The organism is Mesorhizobium sp. WSM4810, from assembly GCF_055811235.1.
On the sequence record NZ_JBVVQV010000005.1, the window covers coordinates 127,893 to 146,619 of the forward strand.

The window sequence follows — 18,727 nt, forward strand, 5'->3', positions numbered from 1 at the left end:
TCCGGCTGTTCGCGCATGCTTTTTAAGTGAAAAACACCCAATGGCAACCGAACGATACAATCCGCGCGCATCAGAGCCCAAATGGCAGAAGGCCTGGGACGCCAAGAAGCTGTTCGAGGCTGACAACGACGACCCGCGTCCGAAATACTACGTGCTCGAGATGTTTCCGTATCCGTCGGGGCGCATCCATATCGGCCATACCCGCAACTACACGATGGGCGACGTGGTGGCGCGCTACAAGCGGGCCAAGGGTTTCAACGTGCTGCACCCGATGGGCTGGGACGCCTTCGGCATGCCGGCCGAGAACGCGGCGATGCAGAACAAGGTCCATCCCAAGGACTGGACCTATCAGAACATTGCCGCCATGCGCGAGCAGCTCAAGGTCATGGGCCTGTCGCTCGACTGGGCGCGCGAATTCGCCACCTGCGATGTCGACTACTACCACCGCCAGCAGATGCTGTTCCTCGATTTCGTCGAGAAGGGGCTGGTGACGCGCAAATCCTCCAAGGTCAACTGGGATCCGGAGGACATGACGGTGCTTGCCAACGAGCAGGTCATCGAGGGACGCGGCTGGCGCTCCGGTGCGCTGGTCGAACAGCGCGAGCTGACGCAGTGGTTCTTCAAGATCACCGACTATGCGCAGGACCTGCTGGACTCGCTGGAGGGCCTCGACGAGTGGCCAGAAAAAGTCAAGCTGATGCAGGCGAACTGGATCGGCCGTTCGGAAGGCCTGCTGATCCGCTGGCCGCTGGCCGCGCCGATTGCTGGCGAGGGTGAGCTGGAGGTCTACACGACGCGGCCTGACACCATCTTCGGCGCCTCCTTCATGGCGGTCGCAGTTGACCATCCACTGGCCAAGAAGGCGGCCGAAAACAATCCGGCGCTGGCCAAGTTCATCGACGAGGTTCGCCACATGGGCACTTCGGTGGCGGCGCTGGAAACGGCCGAAAAAAAGGGCATGGATACCGGTATACGAGTCGTCCATCCGTTCGACGCGAACTGGACGCTGCCTGTCTATGTCGCCAATTTCGTGCTGATGGAGTACGGCACCGGCGCCATATTCGGTTGCCCGTCCGGTGACCAGCGCGACCTCGACTTCGCTAACCGATATGGCCTGCCGGTCATTCCGGTGGTGATGCCGGAAGGCGAGATCCAGGGAAACTTCCAGATCATCGACGAGGCCTATGTCGGCGACGGCGTGATGATCAATTCGCGCTTCCTCGACGGCATGAAGCCTGATCAGGCGTTCGATGAGGTGGCCAAGCTGCTGGAACAAAAGACCATCGGCAACCGGCCGATGGCCGAGCGCAAGGTCAACTTCCGCCTGCGCGACTGGGGCATTTCGCGCCAGCGCTACTGGGGCTGCCCGATCCCGATGATCCATTGCGAGGATTGCGGCGTCGTGCCGGTGCCGAAGGCGGACCTGCCGGTCAAGCTTCCCGACGACATCGAATTCGACCGGCCGGGCAATCCGCTCGACCGCCATCCGACATGGCGGCATGTCAAATGCCCGCAATGCGGCAAGGATGCACGCCGTGAAACCGACACGATGGACACTTTCGTCGATTCGTCCTGGTATTTCGCCCGCTTCACCGCACCCTGGGCGAACGATCCGACCGATCCCAAGGCAGCGACCGAATGGCTGCCGGTCGACCAGTATATTGGCGGCATCGAGCACGCCATTCTGCACCTGCTCTATTCGCGCTTCTTCACCCGCGCCATGCGCGAGACCGGCCATGTCGATCTCGCCGAGCCGTTCAGGGGCCTGTTCACGCAAGGCATGGTGGTGCACGAGACCTATCGGGTCGGCAGTGGATCGAACAGCCGCTGGGTTGCTCCCAGCGAGGTGCGGCTGGAAGACGTCGACGGCAAGCGCCGCGCCATCGAAATCGCGACCGGCGAAGAGGCGGTGATCGGCCCGCTCGAAAAAATGTCGAAGTCGAAGAAGAACACAGTGAGCCCGGAAGAGATCACCGACGGCTATGGCGCCGACACCGCGCGCTGGTTCATGCTGTCGGACTCGCCGCCCGAGCGTGACGTCGAATGGACCGACGAGGGTGCCGCCGGCGCGCACCGCTTCATCCAGCGTATCTGGCGCCTGGTGTCGACGGCTGCCGAATCGCTCGCCGGAATCCGACCGGCAGCGGCGAAGGAGGGCGAGGCAGGGACTGTTTCCAAGGCCGCGCACAAGGCGTTGAAATCGGTCGGCGAGGATATTGAAAAGCTCGCCTTCAACCGCGCCATTGCCCGCATCTACGAGCTCGCCAATGCGCTCACCACGCCGCTCAACGAGGCGGCCGAAGGCAAGGCCGATCCGGCGCTCAAGGCTGCCTGCCGGCAGGCCGTCGACATCCTCGTCCATCTGATTGCGCCGGTCATGCCGCATTTGGCCGAGGAATGCTGGCAGACGCTCGGCGGTACCGATCTGGTCGCCGAACGGCCTTGGCCCGTCTATGATCCGGCGCTTGTCCTCGACAGCGAGATCGTGCTGCCGGTTCAGGTCAACGGCAAGAAGCGCGGCGATTTGACAATTGCCCGCGACGCGGACCAAGGTGCCGTCGAAAAAGCGGTTCTGGCTCTCGACTTCGTGCAGAAAGCGCTTGAAGGTAGGGCACCGCGCAAGGTGATCATCGTCCCGCAGAGGATCGTCAATGTCGTTGCCTGATCCGAGGAAGACAGAAGTGACGCATTTGCTGCGCCGTATAACGCTGTATGGCCTGGTCGCTTCGGTTGCGCTGGTTTCGGCCTGCACGGTGCGCCCGCTCTATTCGAGCGCGCCGCTGTCGGCCGGCTCGCAAGTCGGGGCTGCCGCCGAACTCGGGTCCATCTCGGTCAAACCGGTCAACACCCGTTACGCCCAGCAGGTCCGCAACAATCTGATCTTCGCGCTCGGCCAGGGTGCGGGCGAGCCGGCGTCCCCCGCCTATTCGCTCGATCTCGGCGTTACCGAACTTGTTGAATCCGCTGCAACCGTGCAGATCACGACCGATGACGACGAGCCAACGGCGGGCACGGTGACACTGACCGCGAATTATCTCCTGACCGACGCCAGGACCGGCAAGACCATCGCGACCGGCAAGCGCTCGATAGCGTCGTCCTTCGACAGGCCGCGTCAGGAGTTTGCCTCCTACCGGGCGCAAATCGACGCCGAGAACCGCGCGGCGCGCGAGCTGGCGGATCTGCTGCGCCTGTCGATCGCGCAGGATCTGGTCAAGCACGGCAAGACAGTGGCCGGTTAGAATTTTTCGGCTTGGGCCGAGACGTTCCGGTTACCGCCGAGGCCTGATTGATGGCGCAAAAAAAGGCCGATTGCTCGGCCTTTTATGTGAACACCGCGTCTTGATTTCAGCCGATTGTCTGGCCGGTCTTGGCCCAGTCGGCGAGGAATTGCTCCAGGCCCTTGTCGGTCAGCGGGTGCTTGACCAGCGCCTTCAGCGTCGCCGGCGGCGCGGTGATGACGTCGGCGCCGATCAGTGCGGCCTGCTTGACATGGTTCACCGTGCGCACCGAGGCGGTCAGGATCTCGGTCCGGAAATCATAGTTGTCGTAGATGGTGCGGATATCCGCAATCAGCTCCATGCCGTCCCAGCCGCTGTCGTCGATGCGGCCGACGAAGGGCGAGATGAAGGAGGCACCGGCCTTGGCGGCGAGCAGCGCCTGGGTGGCCGAGAAGCACAGCGTAACATTGACCATGCGGCCGTCCGACCGGATGTCCTTGCAGGCCCTCAGGCCGTCGAGCGTCAGCGGCACCTTGATGCAGACATTATCGGCGATCCTTGCCAGGATCTTGGCCTCCGCCATCATGTCCTTGTATTCGGTGGCGACGACTTCGGCCGAGACCGGTCCCTTGACGATCTCGCAGATCTCTCTTGTGACGTCGGCGATCTTGCCGCCGGATTTGAGGATCAGCGAAGGATTGGTGGTGACGCCGTCGAGCAGCCCCAAATCATTCAGTTCACGGATTTCCTTAACATCGGCGGTGTCGACAAAAAATTTCATGACGGTCTCCTGAAGATTTTTATCGCATCGGCCCGAAAATCGAATCGATTTTCGGAAGCACGATGCGAGGTTTAAAGTTCTAGAGCGTACTTTGTGCGTCCGGATGGACGCACGTCGCTCTAGTGCGTGTCATGCACATTTGGGGTCGGACTTTGATCTAGACCAAAGTCGGGGCAAGGTCACGCCTCATGATCGAAGATTCGCCCTTTGTCGCGGCCGCACCGGTGCTGGTGCCGATGCCCGCCGAGCGCCCCTACACCTATGCCGTGCCCGCCGGCATGCGCGTGGTGCCGGGCTCGATCGTGCGCGTTCCGCTCGGCCCGCGCCAGGTCGCCGGCATCGTCTGGGACGGAGCCGTCGAAAAGGTCGATGCCAAAAAACTGCGCCCGATCGAGCAGGTCTTCGACTGCCCGCCCATCGACCGCGCTATGCGCCGCTTCGTCGACTGGATCGCGCAATACACGCTGTCGCCGCCCGGCATGGTGGCGCGTATGCTGCTGCGGGCGCCGGAGGCCTTCGACCCGGAACCGTGGATCGAAGGGCTGCAACGCACCTTGGCCAGACCCGACCGTGTGACGGATGCGAGGATGCGCGTGCTGGAGACAGCCGAAGGCGGGCTCGCCTGGACGCGGTCCGGGCTGGCGCATGCGGCCGGCGTGTCGTCGACGGTGATCGACGGGCTGAAGGCGCAAGGCGTGTTCGAGACCGTCATGATCCCGCCGCGACCGGTGGTCGCAGCACCCGACCCAGGCTACGCCCAGCCATCGCTGATGCCGGACCAGCGCGATGCAGCCGAGATGCTGCGCAGCAATGTCGCGGCCGGCGCATTCGGCGTCACGCTGCTCGACGGGGTGACCGGATCGGGCAAGACCGAGGTCTATTTCGAGGCGGTGTCGGCGGCGCTCGACCGCGGCAAGCAGGTGCTGATCCTGCTGCCGGAGATCGCGCTGACCCACGCCTTCCTCGAGCGCTTCCAGGAACGGTTCGGCGCCAAGCCGGCCGAATGGCACTCGGACCTGCCGCCAAGGATGCGCGAGCGTGTCTGGCGGCAGGTGGCGGAGGGTGGCGTGCGCGTCGTTGCCGGCGCGCGTTCGGCGCTGTTTTTGCCGTTCAGGGAGCTTGGGCTGATCGTCGTCGACGAGGAGCACGACCCCGCCTACAAGCAGGAAGACCGCGTCTTCTACAATGCCCGCGACATGGCGGTGGTGCGCGGCCACATCGGCGGCTTTCCGGTCGTGCTCGCCTCGGCGACACCGTCGGTCGAAAGCCGGGTCAATGCGAGCCAAGGCCGCTATAGCAGGGCGGTGCTTTCGGCGCGCTTTGCCGAGGCGGCGCTTCCCGACCTGAAGACGATCGACATGCGCCGCGCCCCGCCGGCACGCGGCGGCTTCCTGTCGCCGGTGCTGCTTGGCCACATGCGCCAGACACTGGAGAAGAAGGAACAGTCACTGCTGTTCCTCAACCGGCGCGGCTATGCGCCGCTGACGCTGTGCCGGGTCTGCGGCCATCGCTTCGGTTGCCCGGTCTGCTCGGCCTGGCTGGTCGAGCACCGCTTTCGCGGCCAGCTCGTCTGCCACCATTGCGGGCACAATGAGCGGCGGCCCGAGGCCTGCCCGGAATGCGGCACGCTCGACCATCTGGTCGCCTGCGGGCCGGGCGTCGAGCGCATCGCCGAAGAGGTCGTCGCGCATTTCCCCGACGCCCGCACCATCGTCCTGTCGTCTGACCTGATGGGCGGCGTGCGGCGGCTGAGGCTGGAGCTTGAAGCCATCGCAAATGGCGAGGCCGACATCGTCATCGGCACGCAGCTCGTCGCCAAGGGCCACAATTTCCCCAACATGACACTGGTTGGCGTGGTCGACGCCGACCTCGGCCTGGCCAATGGCGATCCGCGCGCCGCCGAACGCACCTTCCAGCTACTCAGCCAGGTGACCGGCCGCGCCGGCCGCACCGGCAAGAAGAGCCTTGGCCTGCTGCAGACCTTCCAGCCCGACCACCCGGTCATGCGGGCGATCGTCTCCGGCGACGCCGAGGCTTTTTACGAGCGCGAAATCGCTGAGCGCGAGCGGGCGGTGCTGCCGCCTTTCGGCCGGCTCGCCGGCGTCATCGTCAGTGCTGCGACGCGGGCCGAAGCGGAGGGCCATGCGCGGGGTTTGCGGCGCGCCGCACCTCAGGCCGCCGATCTGTTCGTGCTCGGCCCGGCCGAGGCGCCGCTGTCGCTGATCGGCGGCCGCCATCGCTTTCGCCTGCTGATCCAGGGCGAGCGGCGCGCCGACATGCAAGGGTTCATCCGCACCATGCTGGCCGAGGGACCGAAGCTGCGGGGCTCGGTGCGCGTGCAGGTCGACATCGACCCGCAGAGCTTTTTGTGAGGCGTTTGGAGTTAGTCTGGTCGGCCGCAGGCGGGTCTTGCAATATATTCCAGCACCACACCTCGAGCGCCTCACTCCCTGTGTGGTCTCATGTGGTCATAATGCATAGCATGCATAGCGTTCCATAAAGGAGGAACAGCCCGTCATGAAGCTCTTGGTACGACGCGCATCCATACCGAGGCGGCGGTCGTGTTCGCGTTGGACTGATGCGCGCCCGTAATTCGTGACGCGCATCTGGCGCATGGCTCTTGCTTCGCTAGAATGCCCGAAATTTCGAAACAGCCATTTGCGAGGGGACAGTATGGAATTTGCGTTTCCGTGGCCGATGAGCCAGGGCGAGTGGCTGGCGTGGTCGAGCGCCGTCGTGACCTTGCTGTTCGGGCTGATGTTGTTCCTGGCGCCGGCACTGGCTTTCCGGATACTCAGACTGCAGGTCAAGCCCGAAAAGGCGGCGGCGATCGCCGAAGGGCGCGGCAGGATGTCAGGCTTCTATCTCGGCGTCGGCCTGTGCTGCATTCTGCTGGCGCAACCGCTGCTCTACATGGCGCTTGGCTTTTCCTGGCTGTTCACCGCCTTCGGTCGCCTGCTGTCGATGATGTCGGACAGCGCCAACACACCTTTCAACTGGGCGTCCATCGTGGTCGAACTGGTGCTGGCGGCGCTGCCGCTTGCCTTCGCTTTCGGCTTTGTGCCTTGAATCAAAGGCTAATTCGGGACCGGCGGTCGAACCGCGCCGCCGGATGCGACAATAGTGCCTGAAAACCATGCGGGGCGACGCATTGCGGTCTTAAAATGCCTGTGCTAGACGGCAATCGACTTTCGGCCGGGGATAGCGGAAGCCGCGTCTTCGTGCTTGGAAAAATGCAGTAAGGTCAAAGATTTAGCCAGAGTTTTCGCTCGCGCCAATAATCTGCGGCCTGTCAGACAAGAGAAAAGACGGTCCGTGGCCCAATCGTCATCGCCAATCTCAGGTGTCGCAGAGCGCTATGCGGGTTCGCTGTTCGAGCTCGCGCTCCAGGCGAATTCGGTCGGCCAGGTCGAGGCCGACCTCAACAGTTTCGCGGCGATGCTCGAAGGCAGTGCTGATCTGACCCGGCTGATCAATAGCCCGGTGTTCTCCAGCGAGGACCAGGCCAAGGCCATTGCGGCGATCGCCGACAAGGCAGGGATCACCGGCCTCACCGGCAATTTCCTGCGCGTCGTCGCCCAGAACCGCCGTCTGTTCGCCATTCCCGGCATGATCAAGGCATTCCGCCAGATCGCCGCCGAGCATCGTGGCGAGACCGCCGCTGAAGTGACCTCGGCGCATGCGCTGACCGACGCCCAGCAAACCGAGCTGAAGGCGGCGCTGAAAAGCGTTGCCGGCAAGGATGTCGCGATCACCGTGACCGTCGATCCGTCGTTGCTCGGCGGGCTGGTGGTCAAGATAGGCTCGCGCCAGATCGATACGTCGCTCAAAACCAAACTCAATTCGCTCAAGCTTGCACTGAAAGAGGTCGGCTGATGGACATCCGCGCCGCGGAAATTTCCGCAATTCTGAAAGACCAGATCAAGAATTTCGGCAAGGAGGCCGAGGTCTCCGAAGTCGGCCAGGTTCTGTCCGTCGGTGACGGCATCGCCCGCGTCTACGGCCTCGACAATGTCCAGGCCGGCGAGATGGTCGAATTCCCCGGCGGCATCCGCGGCATGGCGCTCAATCTCGAAGCTGACAATGTCGGCGTCGTCATCTTCGGCGCCGACCGAGACATCAAGGAAGGCGATATCGTCAAGCGCACCGGCGCCATCGTCGATACGCCGGTCGGCATGGGCCTGCTCGGCCGCGTCGTCGATGCGCTCGGCAACCCGATCGACGGCAAGGGCCCGATCCAGGCGACCGAGCGCAAGCGCGTCGACGTCAAGGCGCCCGGCATCATTCCGCGCAAATCGGTGAACGAGCCGATGTCGACCGGCCTCAAGGCCATCGATGCGCTGATCCCGGTCGGCCGCGGCCAGCGCGAGCTGGTCATCGGCGATCGCCAGACCGGCAAGACCGCGATCATCCTCGACACAATGCTCAACCAGAAATCGGTGCACGAGCACGGCCCGGAGAAGGAAAAGCTCTACTGCGTCTACGTCGCCGTCGGCCAGAAGCGCTCGACCGTTGCGCAGTTCGTGAAAGTTCTCGAAGAGCGCGGCGCGCTCGATTATTCGATCATCATCGCCGCCACCGCTTCCGATCCGGCGCCGATGCAGTTCCTTGCGCCGTTCACCGCCTGCACGATGGGCGAATATTTCCGCGACAACGGCATGCACGCGCTGATCAGCTACGACGATCTGTCGAAGCAGGCCGTCGCCTATCGCCAGATGTCGCTGCTGCTGCGCCGCCCGCCTGGCCGCGAAGCCTATCCGGGCGACGTCTTCTACCTTCATTCGCGCCTGCTGGAGCGGGCCGCCAAGCTCAATGACGACAATGGCGGCGGCTCGTTGACGGCTCTGCCGATCATCGAGACCCAGGCCAACGACGTGTCGGCTTATATCCCGACCAACGTCATCTCGATCACCGACGGCCAGATCTTCCTGGAAACCAATCTGTTCTTCCAGGGCGTCCGCCCGGCGGTCAATGTCGGCCTGTCGGTGTCGCGCGTCGGCTCCTCGGCGCAGATCAAGGCGATGAAGCAGGTCGCCGGCTCCATCAAGGGCGAGCTCGCGCAGTACCGCGAAATGGCGGCCTTCGCCCAGTTCGGCTCCGACCTCGACGCCGCGACGCAGCGCCTGCTCAACCGCGGTGCACGCCTGACCGAACTCCTGAAGCAGCCGCAGTTCTCGCCGCTCAGGGTCGAAGAACAGGTCGCGGTGATCTTCGCCGGCGTCAACGGCTATCTCGACAAGTTGGCGATCGACCAGGTCAGCAAATTCGAGCATGGCTTGCTCAGCCACATGCGCTCGGCCGGCAAGGAGGTGCTCGACGGTATCCGCAAGGAGAAGGCGCTGTCGGACGATCTGCGCGCCAAGCTGAAGGCGGAGATCGACACCTTCGCCAAGACCTTTGCTTGAACGACGGCCGGACGGACGGGATCAGGTTTGAAGCATGCCTTCACTAAAAGACCTTCGTAACCGTATCGCCTCGGTCAAGGCGACGCAGAAGATCACCAAGGCGATGCAGATGGTCGCCGCGGCGAAGCTGCGCCGCGCGCAGGAGGCGGCGGAAGCAGCGCGCCCCTATTCGGAGCGCATGGGCGCGGTGCTGGCCAACATCACCCAGGCGATCGGCGGCGGCGGCGAGGCCCCGGCGCTGATGACCGGCACCGGCAAGGACGACGTGCATCTGCTCGTCGTCTGCACCGCCGAGCGTGGTCTGTGCGGCGGCTTCAATTCGCAGATTGCACGCCTTGCCCGCGACCACATCCGCAAGCTTTTGGCCGACGGGAAACAGGTCAAGATCATCTGCGTCGGCAAGAAGGGGTTCGACATCCTGCGTCGCGACTATGCGGCGCTGATCCTCGAGCGCGTCGACTTACGCGAGGTGAAGACGCTGGGCTTCGTCAATGCCGATGGCATTGCCAAGAAGGTCATCCAGCTCTTCAACGAGGGCGGCTTCGACATCTGCACGCTGTTTTACTCGCAGTTCAAATCGGTGATCAGCCAGATCCCGACAACCCAGCAGATCATCCCGGCAGGCGTGGCTACCGCTACCGCCGAAGCGACGGACGGCGGCAGTGCCGTCTATGAATACGAGCCGGAGCCGGGCGAAATCCTCTCCGATCTCATTCCGCGCAACATTTCCGTACAGGTTTTTCGCGCCCTGCTCGAAAACGCCGCCGGCGAGATGGGCGCCAAGATGAGCGCCATGGACAATGCGACGCGCAACGCAGGCGACATGATCAACAAATTGTCGATCACCTACAACCGCCAGCGGCAGGCGCAGATCACCAAGGAATTGATCGAAATCATTTCGGGCGCCGAGGCGCTCTAGGCGCGCTCCCATGAAGGTCGGCGACCTTCAGGCGGATCGCGTGAGAAACAAAGAGACGAAAAGGGTAAAGACGATGGCGAAAGCAGCGACCCCCCAGAAGGCGGCCCCGAAGACCGCCGCGACGGCGGCAGCACCGGCAAAGGCTCCGGCAGCCGCAGCGAAGGCGGCTCCGGCCAAGAAGGCGGCAGCGCCCGCCAAGGCTGCCGCGGCGAAGGCGCCGACCGTTGCCATCAACAAGACCGGCCTGGCTGGCAAGGTTCGCCAGGTCATCGGCGCCGTTGTCGACGTGCAGTTCGGCGAACATCTGCCGGCGATCCTGAACGCCCTGGAAACGTCCAATGTCGGCAATCGCCTCGTGCTCGAGGTGGCGCAGCATCTCGGCGAGAACACGGTGCGCTGCATCGCCATGGACTCGACCGAAGGTCTGGTTCGCGGCCAGGACGTCTATGACACCGGCGCGCCGATCACCGTGCCGGTCGGTCCGGGCATGCTCGGCCGCATCATCAACGTCATCGGCGAGCCGGTCGACGAGGCAGGCCCGGTCGACGGCATCGAGATGCGCTCCATCCACCAGCCGGCGCCGACCTATGTCGAGCAGTCGACGGAAGCACAAATCCTGGTCACCGGCATCAAGGTTCTCGACCTGCTGGCACCCTATGCCCGCGGCGGCAAGATCGGCCTGTTCGGCGGCGCCGGCGTCGGCAAGACGGTGCTGATCCAGGAATTGATCAACAACGTCGCCAAGGCGCATGGCGGCTTCTCGGTGTTCGCCGGCGTCGGTGAGCGCACCCGCGAAGGCAACGATCTCTATCACGAGTTCATCGAGTCCGGCGTCAACAAGAAGGGCGGCGGCGAAGGATCCAAGGCGGCGCTGGTCTATGGCCAGATGAACGAGCCGCCGGGCGCACGCGCCCGCGTCGGCCTGACCGGGCTGACTGTTGCCGAATATTTCCGCGACCAGGGCCAGGACGTGCTGTTCTTCGTCGACAACATCTTCCGCTTCACGCAGGCGGGCTCCGAAGTGTCGGCGCTGCTCGGCCGTATCCCCTCGGCCGTGGGCTATCAGCCGACGCTGGCCACCGACATGGGCGCGCTGCAGGAGCGCATCACGACGACGACCAAGGGCTCGATCACCTCGGTGCAGGCTATCTACGTGCCGGCCGACGATCTAACCGACCCGGCGCCGGCGACCTCGTTCGCCCACCTTGACGCGACGACCGTGCTCAACCGCGCGATCTCGGAAAAGGGCATCTATCCGGCCGTCGATCCGCTCGATTCGACCTCGCGCATGCTCGACCCGATGGTCGTCGGCGAAGAGCACTACCAGGTCGCCCGCCAGGTGCAGTCGATCCTGCAGCGCTACAAGTCGCTGCAGGACATCATCGCCATCCTGGGCATGGACGAGCTGTCGGAAGAGGACAAGCAGACGGTGGCCCGCGCCCGCAAGATCGAGCGCTTCCTGTCGCAGCCCTTCTTCGTCGCCGAAGTGTTCACCGGCGCGCCGGGCAAGCTGGTCGATCTCGCCGACACCATCAAGGGCTTCAAGGGCCTCTGCAACGGCGACTACGACCACCTGCCGGAAGCCGCCTTCTACATGGTCGGCGGCATCGAAGAAGCGGTCGAGAAGGCACAGCGCCTGGCGGCCGAAGCGGCGTGATTGGTGAATGGTCAATAGTGAATTGTGAATGGGGAGCAGCGGACAGGAAATCGAGGCTGAGTGAAGGTCTTTCGGACCATTCACCATTCACCATTCACCATTCGCTGAGTTGATCATGCCTGAAGCTTTCAAATTCGAACTGGTCTCGCCGGAGCGCCTGCTGGTTTCCGAGCAGGTCGAATCCGTCGTCATTCCCGGCGCCGAAGGCGAAATGACCGTCATGGCCCATCACGCGCCGGTCATGACCACGATCAAGCCCGGCGTCGTCACGGTGAAGACCGCAGAAGGCAAGGCAGAGCGCTACGTCGTGTTCGGCGGCTTTGCCGACATTGTTCCGGCCGGCTGCACGCTGCTGGCCGAATCGGCTGTAGCCGTCGGCGACATCGACCGCGCCGACCTCGCCCGCCGTATCCAGGAAGCCAGGGAAGACGTCGCCGACGCCAAGGACGACGAGACGCGCAGCAAGGCCGAGCAGTTCCTTAGCCAGCTCACCACACTCGAAGGCGCGATTTTGCCGGCATAGGGCGGGGCGCCCTCTTGCCTTCTCCCCTTGTGGGAGAAGGTGGATTGGCGCGCAGCGCCAAGACGGAAGAGGGGTGTTGGACGGAGTGCTGTCGGCGCCAAGCTGGAGCACCCCTCATCCGACCTCGCTTCGCGAGGCCACCTTCTCCCACAAGGGGAGAAGGTAAGTGCCTCAGCCCGTTCGCGATCTACCGCGCGCATGGCGCGTTGCAGGCCGGCCTCAGAGCTTTTCGCCCTCAATGCCCAGCGCTGTGAAAGCAGCAGCCACGCCGCCCTGGCGCAGGCGTTCGAGATGGGCGGCCGCGAGGTCGATCAGCGTCAGGCGCTCGGCACCGCCCTTGGCGAAGCCGGCCAGGTCGAACACCGCCACCACCGCTTCGCCAGCCGACAGATGCCGAGTGTCGAGTGCGGCCAAAGCCAAGTCGAGCGGGTCGGTGAAGTGGTTTTCCGGCAAGGCTTTGCCGCGCGCCTCGCAAGCCGCGATCCAGGCGGCCACCACCAGCATCAGATAGGCGGGCGGGGCACCGTTACTCATCCGCTCCATTGCCGAGGCAATGATGCGCTGAGGCAGTTTCTGGCTGCCATCATTGGCGATCTGCGCCGTCCGATGGGCGAGCGCGGTGTTCGAATAACGCTTGGCGAGCTGGGCCGTGTAGTCGGTCGTGTCGAGCCCGGCGTCTTTCGGCAGTGTCGTGATCGCCTCGGCCCACAATCCGTCGACGAATTGCCGGATCGCCGGATCGGCGAAGGCGCGGTCGACCGTCTCATAGCCGCTGAGCAGGCCAAGATAGGCGATCGCCGAATGCGAGCCGTTGAGCAGGCGCAGTTTCATGTCCTCGAACGGCCCGACGTCACCGACCATGGTGACGCCGAACCTTTCCCAGGCCGGCCTGCCCGCCGGGAAATCGTCTTCGACCACCCATTGGCAGAACGGCTCGGTCATGACAGGCCAGGCGTCGACGACGCCGAGCTGGCCCGATATCCGTGCCCGGTCGGCATCGGTGGTCGCCGGCACGATGCGATCGACCATGCTCGACGGAAATGCCACCTCGTCAGCGATGTGGCGGGCGAGATCGGTACCGCGCAAAGCGCCGAATTCGACCAGCATCCGGCGCAGCGTGGCGCCATTGGCAGGGAGATTGTCGCAGCACAGCACGGTGAATGGCTGGATACCGGCGACGCGGCGGCGCGCAAGCGATTCGGCCAGAAAACCATGCGCCGTCCGCGGCATTTGCGGGTTGGCCAAATCGTGGACGATGTCGGGATGGGCTGTGTCCAGTCCGCCACCCGCCGCCCTGAGATAGGCTTTTTCGGTGATCGTCAGTGTGACGATGGCGGTGCGCGGATCAGTCAGCGCGGCCAGCACCGCACCGGGATCTTCCGGCGCCACCAGCATCGACAGGATCGAGCCGACGACGCGCAGGCTTTCGCTGTCGCTGCTCCTGACCGCCAGCGTGTAAAGTCCGTCCTGCGGCGCCAGCGCGTCGCGTGTGTCGGCGCTTCGCAGCGAGACGCCGACAATGCCCCAATCCGTCTCTCCTGCCTCCAGGCAGTCGTCGACATAGGCTGCCTGATGGGCGCGGTGGAATGCGCCGACGCCGAGATGGACGATGCCGGGTACGACACGGTTGCGGTCGTATCCGGGGACCGCGACCGAAGCCGGCAATGCCTGCCGCGTGCTGTTGGAAAGGCGTCTGTCTGTCATCGTGCGATGGGTCTGATCGAGCTCGTGCCGGGCGTGGCCAGCATGCGGCGTAACATCCGTTTCGTTCCCGCACAATGGGCTGACGCCGCGTTAAAGTCATCATACAACAATCTATTTTTTGTATGTTGACATTATTTCTTTCCGATCCTACCGATGGCCGGGTTGGGAGGAACGACGTGGCCGCATTGACCGATCCGGATCTGCTGTTTCCCTCGGAGGCGCGTCCGCTGTCGCTCGCCCGCGATCTCTACGCCGCTGTCAAGGATCTGCCGATCGTCAGCCCGCACGGTCACACCGATCCGCGCTGGTATGCGCTCAACGAGGCGTTTTCCGATCCAGCGCAATTGCTTGTTGTGCCGGACCATTACATCTTCCGCATGCTGTTCAGCCAGGGCGTCCGGCTCGAGGATCTCGGCGTGCCAACGCTCGACGGCTCACCGGTGGAGACCGACGGCAGGACGATCTGGCGCCGCTTCGCCGAGCACTATTATCTGTTCCGCGGCACGCCGACGCGGTTATGGCTCGACCATGTGCTTGCCTACCTGTTCGGCATCGAAGAGCCGCTGACGGCCGCAACCGCCGACGCCCACTACGACACGATCTCGACCTTGCTGCAGTGGGAGAATTTTCGCCCGCGAGCCCTGTTCGAGCGCTTCAACATTGAGGTCATCGCGACGACCGAAGGCGCGCTCGACGATCTCAGATGGCACCAGATGATCCGCGACAGCGGCTGGGAGGGCCGCGTCGTCACCGCCTATCGGCCGGACGCCGTCGTCGATCCCGATTTCGAAGGCTTTTCTGCCAATCTCGATCGGCTCGGCGACATCACCGGCTGCGACACCGGCAGCTGGGCCGGCTATCTCGATGCGCATCGCCAGAGAAGGGCCTTCTTCAAAAGTTTTGGCGCGACCGCGTCGGATCACGGCCATCCGACAGCGGAGACCGCCAATCTGTCGGATGCCGCCGCGCAGGAGCTGTTCAACCGCATCCGCCGGGGCTCGGACGACGAGCGTGAGCGAAAACTGTTTCGCGCCCAGATGGTGACCGAGATGGCCAAGATGAGCCGCGACGATGGGCTCGTCCTGCAGATCCATCCCGGCTCCTGGCGCGATCATTCGCCTGCCGTCTTCCACAAGTTCGGCAGGGACAAGGGTTTCGATATCCCGACCAGAACCGACTATGTGACGGCGCTGAAGCCGCTGCTCGATTGCGTCGGGCTGGAGCGCGACGTCACCGTCATCCTCTTCACGCTCGATGAGACCAGCTATGCGCGCGAACTGGCGCCGCTCGCCGGCGTCTATCCGGCGCTGAAGCTCGGGCCGGCCTGGTGGTTCCACGACAGCCCGGAGGGCATGCGCCGGTTCCGCGAGATGACCACCGAGACAGCCGGCTTCTACAACACCGTCGGCTTCAACGACGACACCCGCGCCTTTCCATCCATCCCGGCTCGCCACGATGTGGCGCGTCGGGTCGATTGCGCCTTTCTTGCGCGTCTCGTCGCCGAGCACCGGCTCCGCGAGGACGAGGCGCACGAGTTGGCGCAGGAACTTGCCTATACGCTCGCGAAAAAGGCGTACCGGCTCTAACGGCGCTTGCCGCCATCGTTCAAACGGGAGGAACCAATGCTGCATTTTTCTAGACTGGCGGGAGCTACGCTACTGGCCGCCGCACTGATGGCCGGAACGGCAAGCGCCCAGACGGTCCTGCGCTCGTCCGACACGCACCCGGACGGCTATCCGACGGTCGAGGCTGTCAAATATTTTGGCGAGCTGGTGAAGGAGCGCACGGCCGGCCGCTATTCGGTCGATGTCTATCATTCCGCGCAACTCGGCGAGGAAAAGGACACGATCGAGCAGGTGCGCTCCGGCGTGATCGACCTCAACCGCGTCTCGATGGCGCCGTTCAACGGACTCATCCCCGAAACCACCGTGCCCTCGCTGCCCTACATCTTCCGCTCGGAAGACCATATGCACAAGGTCATGGACGGACCAGTCGGCGACCAGATCGCGGCGGCGTTCGAACAGGTCGGGCTGGTGCTGCTCGCCTTTTATGACGGCGGCGCGCGCTCCTTCTACAATTCGAAGAAGCCGATCAACACTGTAGCCGATATGGCCGGCTTGAAATTCCGCGTCATCCAGTCCGACATCTTCGTCGACATGGTGGCCGCACTCGGCGCCAACGCGACGCCGATGCCGTATGGCGAGGTGTATTCGGCGATCGAAACCGGGGTCATCGACGGCGCGGAGAACAATTTTCCGAGCTACGACACCGCCAAGCATGCGGAAGTCGCCAAGCACTATTCGCTCGACGAGCACACGATGGTGCCGGAAGCCTTTGTCATGGCGAAGTCGAGCTGGGACAAGCTGACGCCGGAAGACCAGGCGATCTTCAAAGCGGCCGCCAAGGAAAGCGTCGCCAAACAGCGTGAGCTGTGGGCCGCCAAGGTCAAGGAATCGCGTGCCAAGGTCGAGGCGGCCGGTTCGCAGATCACGACGCCGGACAAGCAGCCCTTCATCGACGCGATGGGACCGGTCTACGAAAAGCACGTCAAGGACGACAAGCTGAAGGCGATGGTCGAAGCCATTAGGGCCGTGCAGTGATCAGCGGCGGCGCGGGCATTACGCGCCGCCCCACTTGCGGAGAGAACCAGTGACCTCCAGCTCAGAACAGAGACCGTCCCTGTCCGGCATCGCGCGCGTGATGTCGCGCGTCAGCACGGCGGCGCTGTGGATCGCCGGCATCGGGCTGGTGCTGATGACCGCTTTCGTCGCCTGGCAGGTGTTCGGCCGCTATGTTCTGAACCGCTCGCCGAGCTGGACCGAGCAGGGCTCGGTGATGCTGATGAGCTGGTTCATTTTCCTCGGCGCTGCCGTCGGGGTGCGCGAGAACTATCACCTCGGCTTCGACGTCCTGCTCTACGTGCTGCCGAAAGGCGGAAAGCGTTGGCTGAGGATGATCTCGGATCTCGTCGCGCTCGCCTTCGGCATCGGCATGATCTGGTATGGCAGCCAGCTGGTCGCGCTGACCTGGGGCGCCACCTTGCCGTCGCTCGGCATATCGGGGGGCTGGGACTACGTCCCGCTTGTCGCGGGAGGCGTGCTCATCGTGCTGTTCACGCTGGAGCGCATCGTGCTTCGCCTCTCCGGTGCGCCGATCGACGATGCGCTCGACGAATTGCCGCCGGCGGAAGTCGCAGCCGAACTCGACACAGCCAACGTGAAGGTCTGACGCCATGGAACTCTGGATACTTTTTGGCGTCTTCACCGTCCTGATGCTCATCGGCACGCCAATCGCTTTCTGCCTCGGCGTTGCAAGCTTTGCCACCGTTCTCTATATGGGCCTGCCGCCGCTCATCGTGTTCCAGCGCCTGAATTCCGGCATGAGCGTCTTTTCGCTGCTGGCCATTCCGTTTTTCATCTACGCCGGCGACCTGATGGTGCGCGGCGGCATCGCCAGCAAGATCGTTGCCTTCGCCGGCTCGCTGGTCGGCCACATGCGCGGCGGCCTCGGGCAGGTCAACATCGCGACCGCTACACTGTTCGGCGGCATTTCGGGCTCCGCCGTGGCGGAGGCCGCGGCGGTGGGCGGCTTGATGATCCCGCAGATGAAGGCGCGTGGCTATGGAGCGGATTACGCCGTCAACGTCACCTCGATGGCGGCGCTGATCGCGCTGCTGCTGCCGCCGTCGCACAACATGATCATCTACTCGATCTCGGCAGGCGGAAAGATCTCCATCGCCGACCTGTTCACCGCCGGCATCATCCCGGGCCTGCTGTTGGCCCTGGCGCTGATGATCACCGCCTACTTCGTGGCGCGCTCGCGCGGCTATCCGACCGAGCCGTTTCCTGGCTTCGCCGCCGTCGCGCATCTCTTCGCGGTCGCGGTGCCAGGCCTGCTGCTGATAGCGATCATCTTCGGCGGCGTGCGATCGGGCGTTTTCACAGCCACCGAGAGTTCCTGCATCGCCGTCATCTATGCATTGCTCGTGACTGTCCTAGTCTACCGGCAGATGACCTGGGAAGGTTTCGTTCATGCCACCCATGGCGCCGTGCGCACCACGGCCATGGTGCTGCTCATCATTGGCATGGCAGCGGCGTTCTCGTGGTTGATGGCCTTCCTCAAAGTGCCGGCAGCGCTGATAGCCTCGATGAACGCGATCTCGGAAGATCCGCTGGTCGTGCTGCTCCTGCTCAACCTCTTGATGCTGTTCCTCGGCACCTTCATGGACATGGGGCCGACGATCATCATTTGCACGCCGATCTTCCTGCCCGTGGCGCAGGCCTACGGCGTCGATCCGGTGCATTTCGGTGTCATCATGATCCTCAACTTCGGCATCGGGCTGAACACGCCGCCGGTAGGCGCAGTGCAGTTCGTGGCGTGCGCGGTGGGCAAGATATCCGTCTGGGAAGCGATGCGCTCGATCTGGCCGTTCTATGGGGCCGGCATCGTGGTGCTGGGGCTCGTCACTTACATTCCGGCCATCTCGCTATGGTTGCCGAGCGTCTTCAAATAAGGGCTGG

15 protein-coding genes are annotated in these 18,727 nt (G+C 63.9%); 13 read left to right on the top strand and 2 right to left on the bottom strand.

From position 1 onward, the window contains the following. Window positions 1-40 precede the first annotated feature (40 nt). Entirely contained in the window at window positions 41-2,665 is a 2,625-nt protein-coding gene (gene leuS / locus AC0L3O_RS09645; protein ID WP_473615463.1) for a leucine--tRNA ligase, read from the top strand. Next, window positions 2,652-3,239, top strand: coding sequence for an LPS assembly lipoprotein LptE (locus tag AC0L3O_RS09650; RefSeq protein ID WP_128168587.1), 588 nt, complete (start codon window positions 2,652-2,654; stop codon window positions 3,237-3,239). The genes leuS and AC0L3O_RS09650 overlap by 14 nt, the downstream gene beginning before the upstream one ends. 106 nt (window positions 3,240-3,345) lie before the next feature. Here AC0L3O_RS09650 and fsa read toward each other — a convergent pair whose 3' ends face one another. Beyond that, entirely contained in the window at window positions 3,346-3,999 is a 654-nt protein-coding gene (gene fsa, locus AC0L3O_RS09655; RefSeq protein WP_473615465.1) for a fructose-6-phosphate aldolase, read from the bottom strand. A 188-nt stretch (window positions 4,000-4,187) separates the two neighbouring features. On the opposite strand from fsa, the gene AC0L3O_RS09660 reads away from it, so the two are divergent. The 7 genes from AC0L3O_RS09660 (at window position 4,188) to AC0L3O_RS09690 (ending at window position 12,503) form a co-directional block, all read left to right on the top strand. Further along, window positions 4,188-6,371: a primosomal protein N' gene (locus AC0L3O_RS09660; RefSeq protein WP_128168585.1), complete on the top strand. Its 2,184-nt coding sequence runs from the start codon at window positions 4,188-4,190 to the stop codon at window positions 6,369-6,371. Between the two features lie 301 nt (window positions 6,372-6,672). Further along, window positions 6,673-7,068 carry an AGROH133_08824 family phage infection protein gene (locus tag AC0L3O_RS09665; RefSeq protein WP_023800088.1) on the top strand — a complete coding sequence of 132 codons (396 nt, stop codon included), beginning with the start codon at window positions 6,673-6,675 and terminating at the stop codon, window positions 7,066-7,068. 246 nt (window positions 7,069-7,314) lie between these two features. After that, a complete protein-coding gene (locus AC0L3O_RS09670) occupies window positions 7,315-7,875 on the top strand; it encodes a F0F1 ATP synthase subunit delta (protein WP_023800087.1) in 561 nt (186 codons plus the stop codon). Then, window positions 7,875-9,404, top strand: a complete 1,530-nt coding sequence (gene atpA, locus AC0L3O_RS09675) for a F0F1 ATP synthase subunit alpha (protein ID WP_023800086.1) — start codon at window positions 7,875-7,877, stop codon at window positions 9,402-9,404. The genes AC0L3O_RS09670 and atpA overlap by 1 nt, the downstream gene beginning before the upstream one ends. A 34-nt stretch (window positions 9,405-9,438) precedes the next feature. After that, window positions 9,439-10,323, top strand: coding sequence for a F0F1 ATP synthase subunit gamma (locus AC0L3O_RS09680; protein WP_473615466.1), 885 nt, complete (start codon window positions 9,439-9,441; stop codon window positions 10,321-10,323). A gap of 73 nt (window positions 10,324-10,396) precedes the next feature. Further along, window positions 10,397-11,980 carry a F0F1 ATP synthase subunit beta gene (atpD, locus tag AC0L3O_RS09685; protein WP_027154564.1) on the top strand — a complete coding sequence of 528 codons (1,584 nt, stop codon included), beginning with the start codon at window positions 10,397-10,399 and terminating at the stop codon, window positions 11,978-11,980. Window positions 11,981-12,095: 115 nt separating this feature from the next. Further along, entirely contained in the window at window positions 12,096-12,503 is a 408-nt protein-coding gene (locus AC0L3O_RS09690; RefSeq protein WP_027154563.1) for a F0F1 ATP synthase subunit epsilon, read from the top strand. A gap of 219 nt (window positions 12,504-12,722) precedes the next feature. Here the strand turns inward: AC0L3O_RS09690 and AC0L3O_RS09695 are convergent, their stop codons facing one another. Next, window positions 12,723-14,207 carry a mannitol dehydrogenase family protein gene (locus AC0L3O_RS09695; RefSeq protein WP_473615467.1) on the bottom strand — a complete coding sequence of 495 codons (1,485 nt, stop codon included), beginning with the start codon at window positions 14,205-14,207 and terminating at the stop codon, window positions 12,723-12,725. 176 nt (window positions 14,208-14,383) lie between these two features. Here AC0L3O_RS09695 and uxaC point away from each other — a divergent pair, with 176 nt between their 5' ends. The 4 genes from uxaC (at window position 14,384) to AC0L3O_RS09715 (ending at window position 18,720) form a co-directional block, all read left to right on the top strand. Next, window positions 14,384-15,793, top strand: coding sequence for a glucuronate isomerase (uxaC, locus tag AC0L3O_RS09700; protein WP_128168581.1), 1,410 nt, complete (start codon window positions 14,384-14,386; stop codon window positions 15,791-15,793). Window positions 15,794-15,829: 36 nt separating this feature from the next. Then, a complete protein-coding gene (locus AC0L3O_RS09705; RefSeq protein WP_287050659.1) occupies window positions 15,830-16,807 on the top strand; it encodes a TRAP transporter substrate-binding protein in 978 nt (325 codons plus the stop codon). Window positions 16,808-16,907: 100 nt separating this feature from the next. Further along, window positions 16,908-17,435 carry a TRAP transporter small permease gene (locus tag AC0L3O_RS09710; RefSeq protein WP_031255309.1) on the top strand — a complete coding sequence of 176 codons (528 nt, stop codon included), beginning with the start codon at window positions 16,908-16,910 and terminating at the stop codon, window positions 17,433-17,435. Between the two features lie 4 nt (window positions 17,436-17,439). Next, the gene (locus AC0L3O_RS09715; RefSeq protein ID WP_023800078.1) at window positions 17,440-18,720 is read left to right on the top strand and encodes a TRAP transporter large permease; all 1,281 of its coding nucleotides are present in this window, start codon (window positions 17,440-17,442) and stop codon (window positions 18,718-18,720) included. Window positions 18,721-18,727 lie beyond the last annotated feature (7 nt).

Bases quoted from the DNA above. Each gene is read 5' to 3' on its own strand.
- leuS (WP_473615463.1), top strand. From the start codon at position 41: ATGGCAACCGAACGATACAATCCGCGCGCATCAGAGCCCAAATGGCAG.
- AC0L3O_RS09650 (WP_128168587.1), top strand. From the start codon at position 2,652: ATGTCGTTGCCTGATCCGAGGAAGACAGAAGTGACGCATTTGCTGCGC.
- fsa (WP_473615465.1), bottom strand. From the start codon at position 3,999: ATGAAATTTTTTGTCGACACCGCCGATGTTAAGGAAATCCGTGAACTG.
- AC0L3O_RS09660 (WP_128168585.1), top strand. From the start codon at position 4,188: ATGATCGAAGATTCGCCCTTTGTCGCGGCCGCACCGGTGCTGGTGCCG.
- AC0L3O_RS09665 (WP_023800088.1), top strand. From the start codon at position 6,673: ATGGAATTTGCGTTTCCGTGGCCGATGAGCCAGGGCGAGTGGCTGGCG.
- atpA (WP_023800086.1), top strand. From the start codon at position 7,875: ATGGACATCCGCGCCGCGGAAATTTCCGCAATTCTGAAAGACCAGATC.
- AC0L3O_RS09680 (WP_473615466.1), top strand. From the start codon at position 9,439: ATGCCTTCACTAAAAGACCTTCGTAACCGTATCGCCTCGGTCAAGGCG.
- atpD (WP_027154564.1), top strand. From the start codon at position 10,397: ATGGCGAAAGCAGCGACCCCCCAGAAGGCGGCCCCGAAGACCGCCGCG.
- AC0L3O_RS09690 (WP_027154563.1), top strand. From the start codon at position 12,096: ATGCCTGAAGCTTTCAAATTCGAACTGGTCTCGCCGGAGCGCCTGCTG.
- AC0L3O_RS09695 (WP_473615467.1), bottom strand. From the start codon at position 14,207: ATGACAGACAGACGCCTTTCCAACAGCACGCGGCAGGCATTGCCGGCT.
- AC0L3O_RS09705 (WP_287050659.1), top strand. From the start codon at position 15,830: ATGCTGCATTTTTCTAGACTGGCGGGAGCTACGCTACTGGCCGCCGCA.
- AC0L3O_RS09710 (WP_031255309.1), top strand. From the start codon at position 16,908: ATGTCGCGCGTCAGCACGGCGGCGCTGTGGATCGCCGGCATCGGGCTG.
- AC0L3O_RS09715 (WP_023800078.1), top strand. From the start codon at position 17,440: ATGGAACTCTGGATACTTTTTGGCGTCTTCACCGTCCTGATGCTCATC.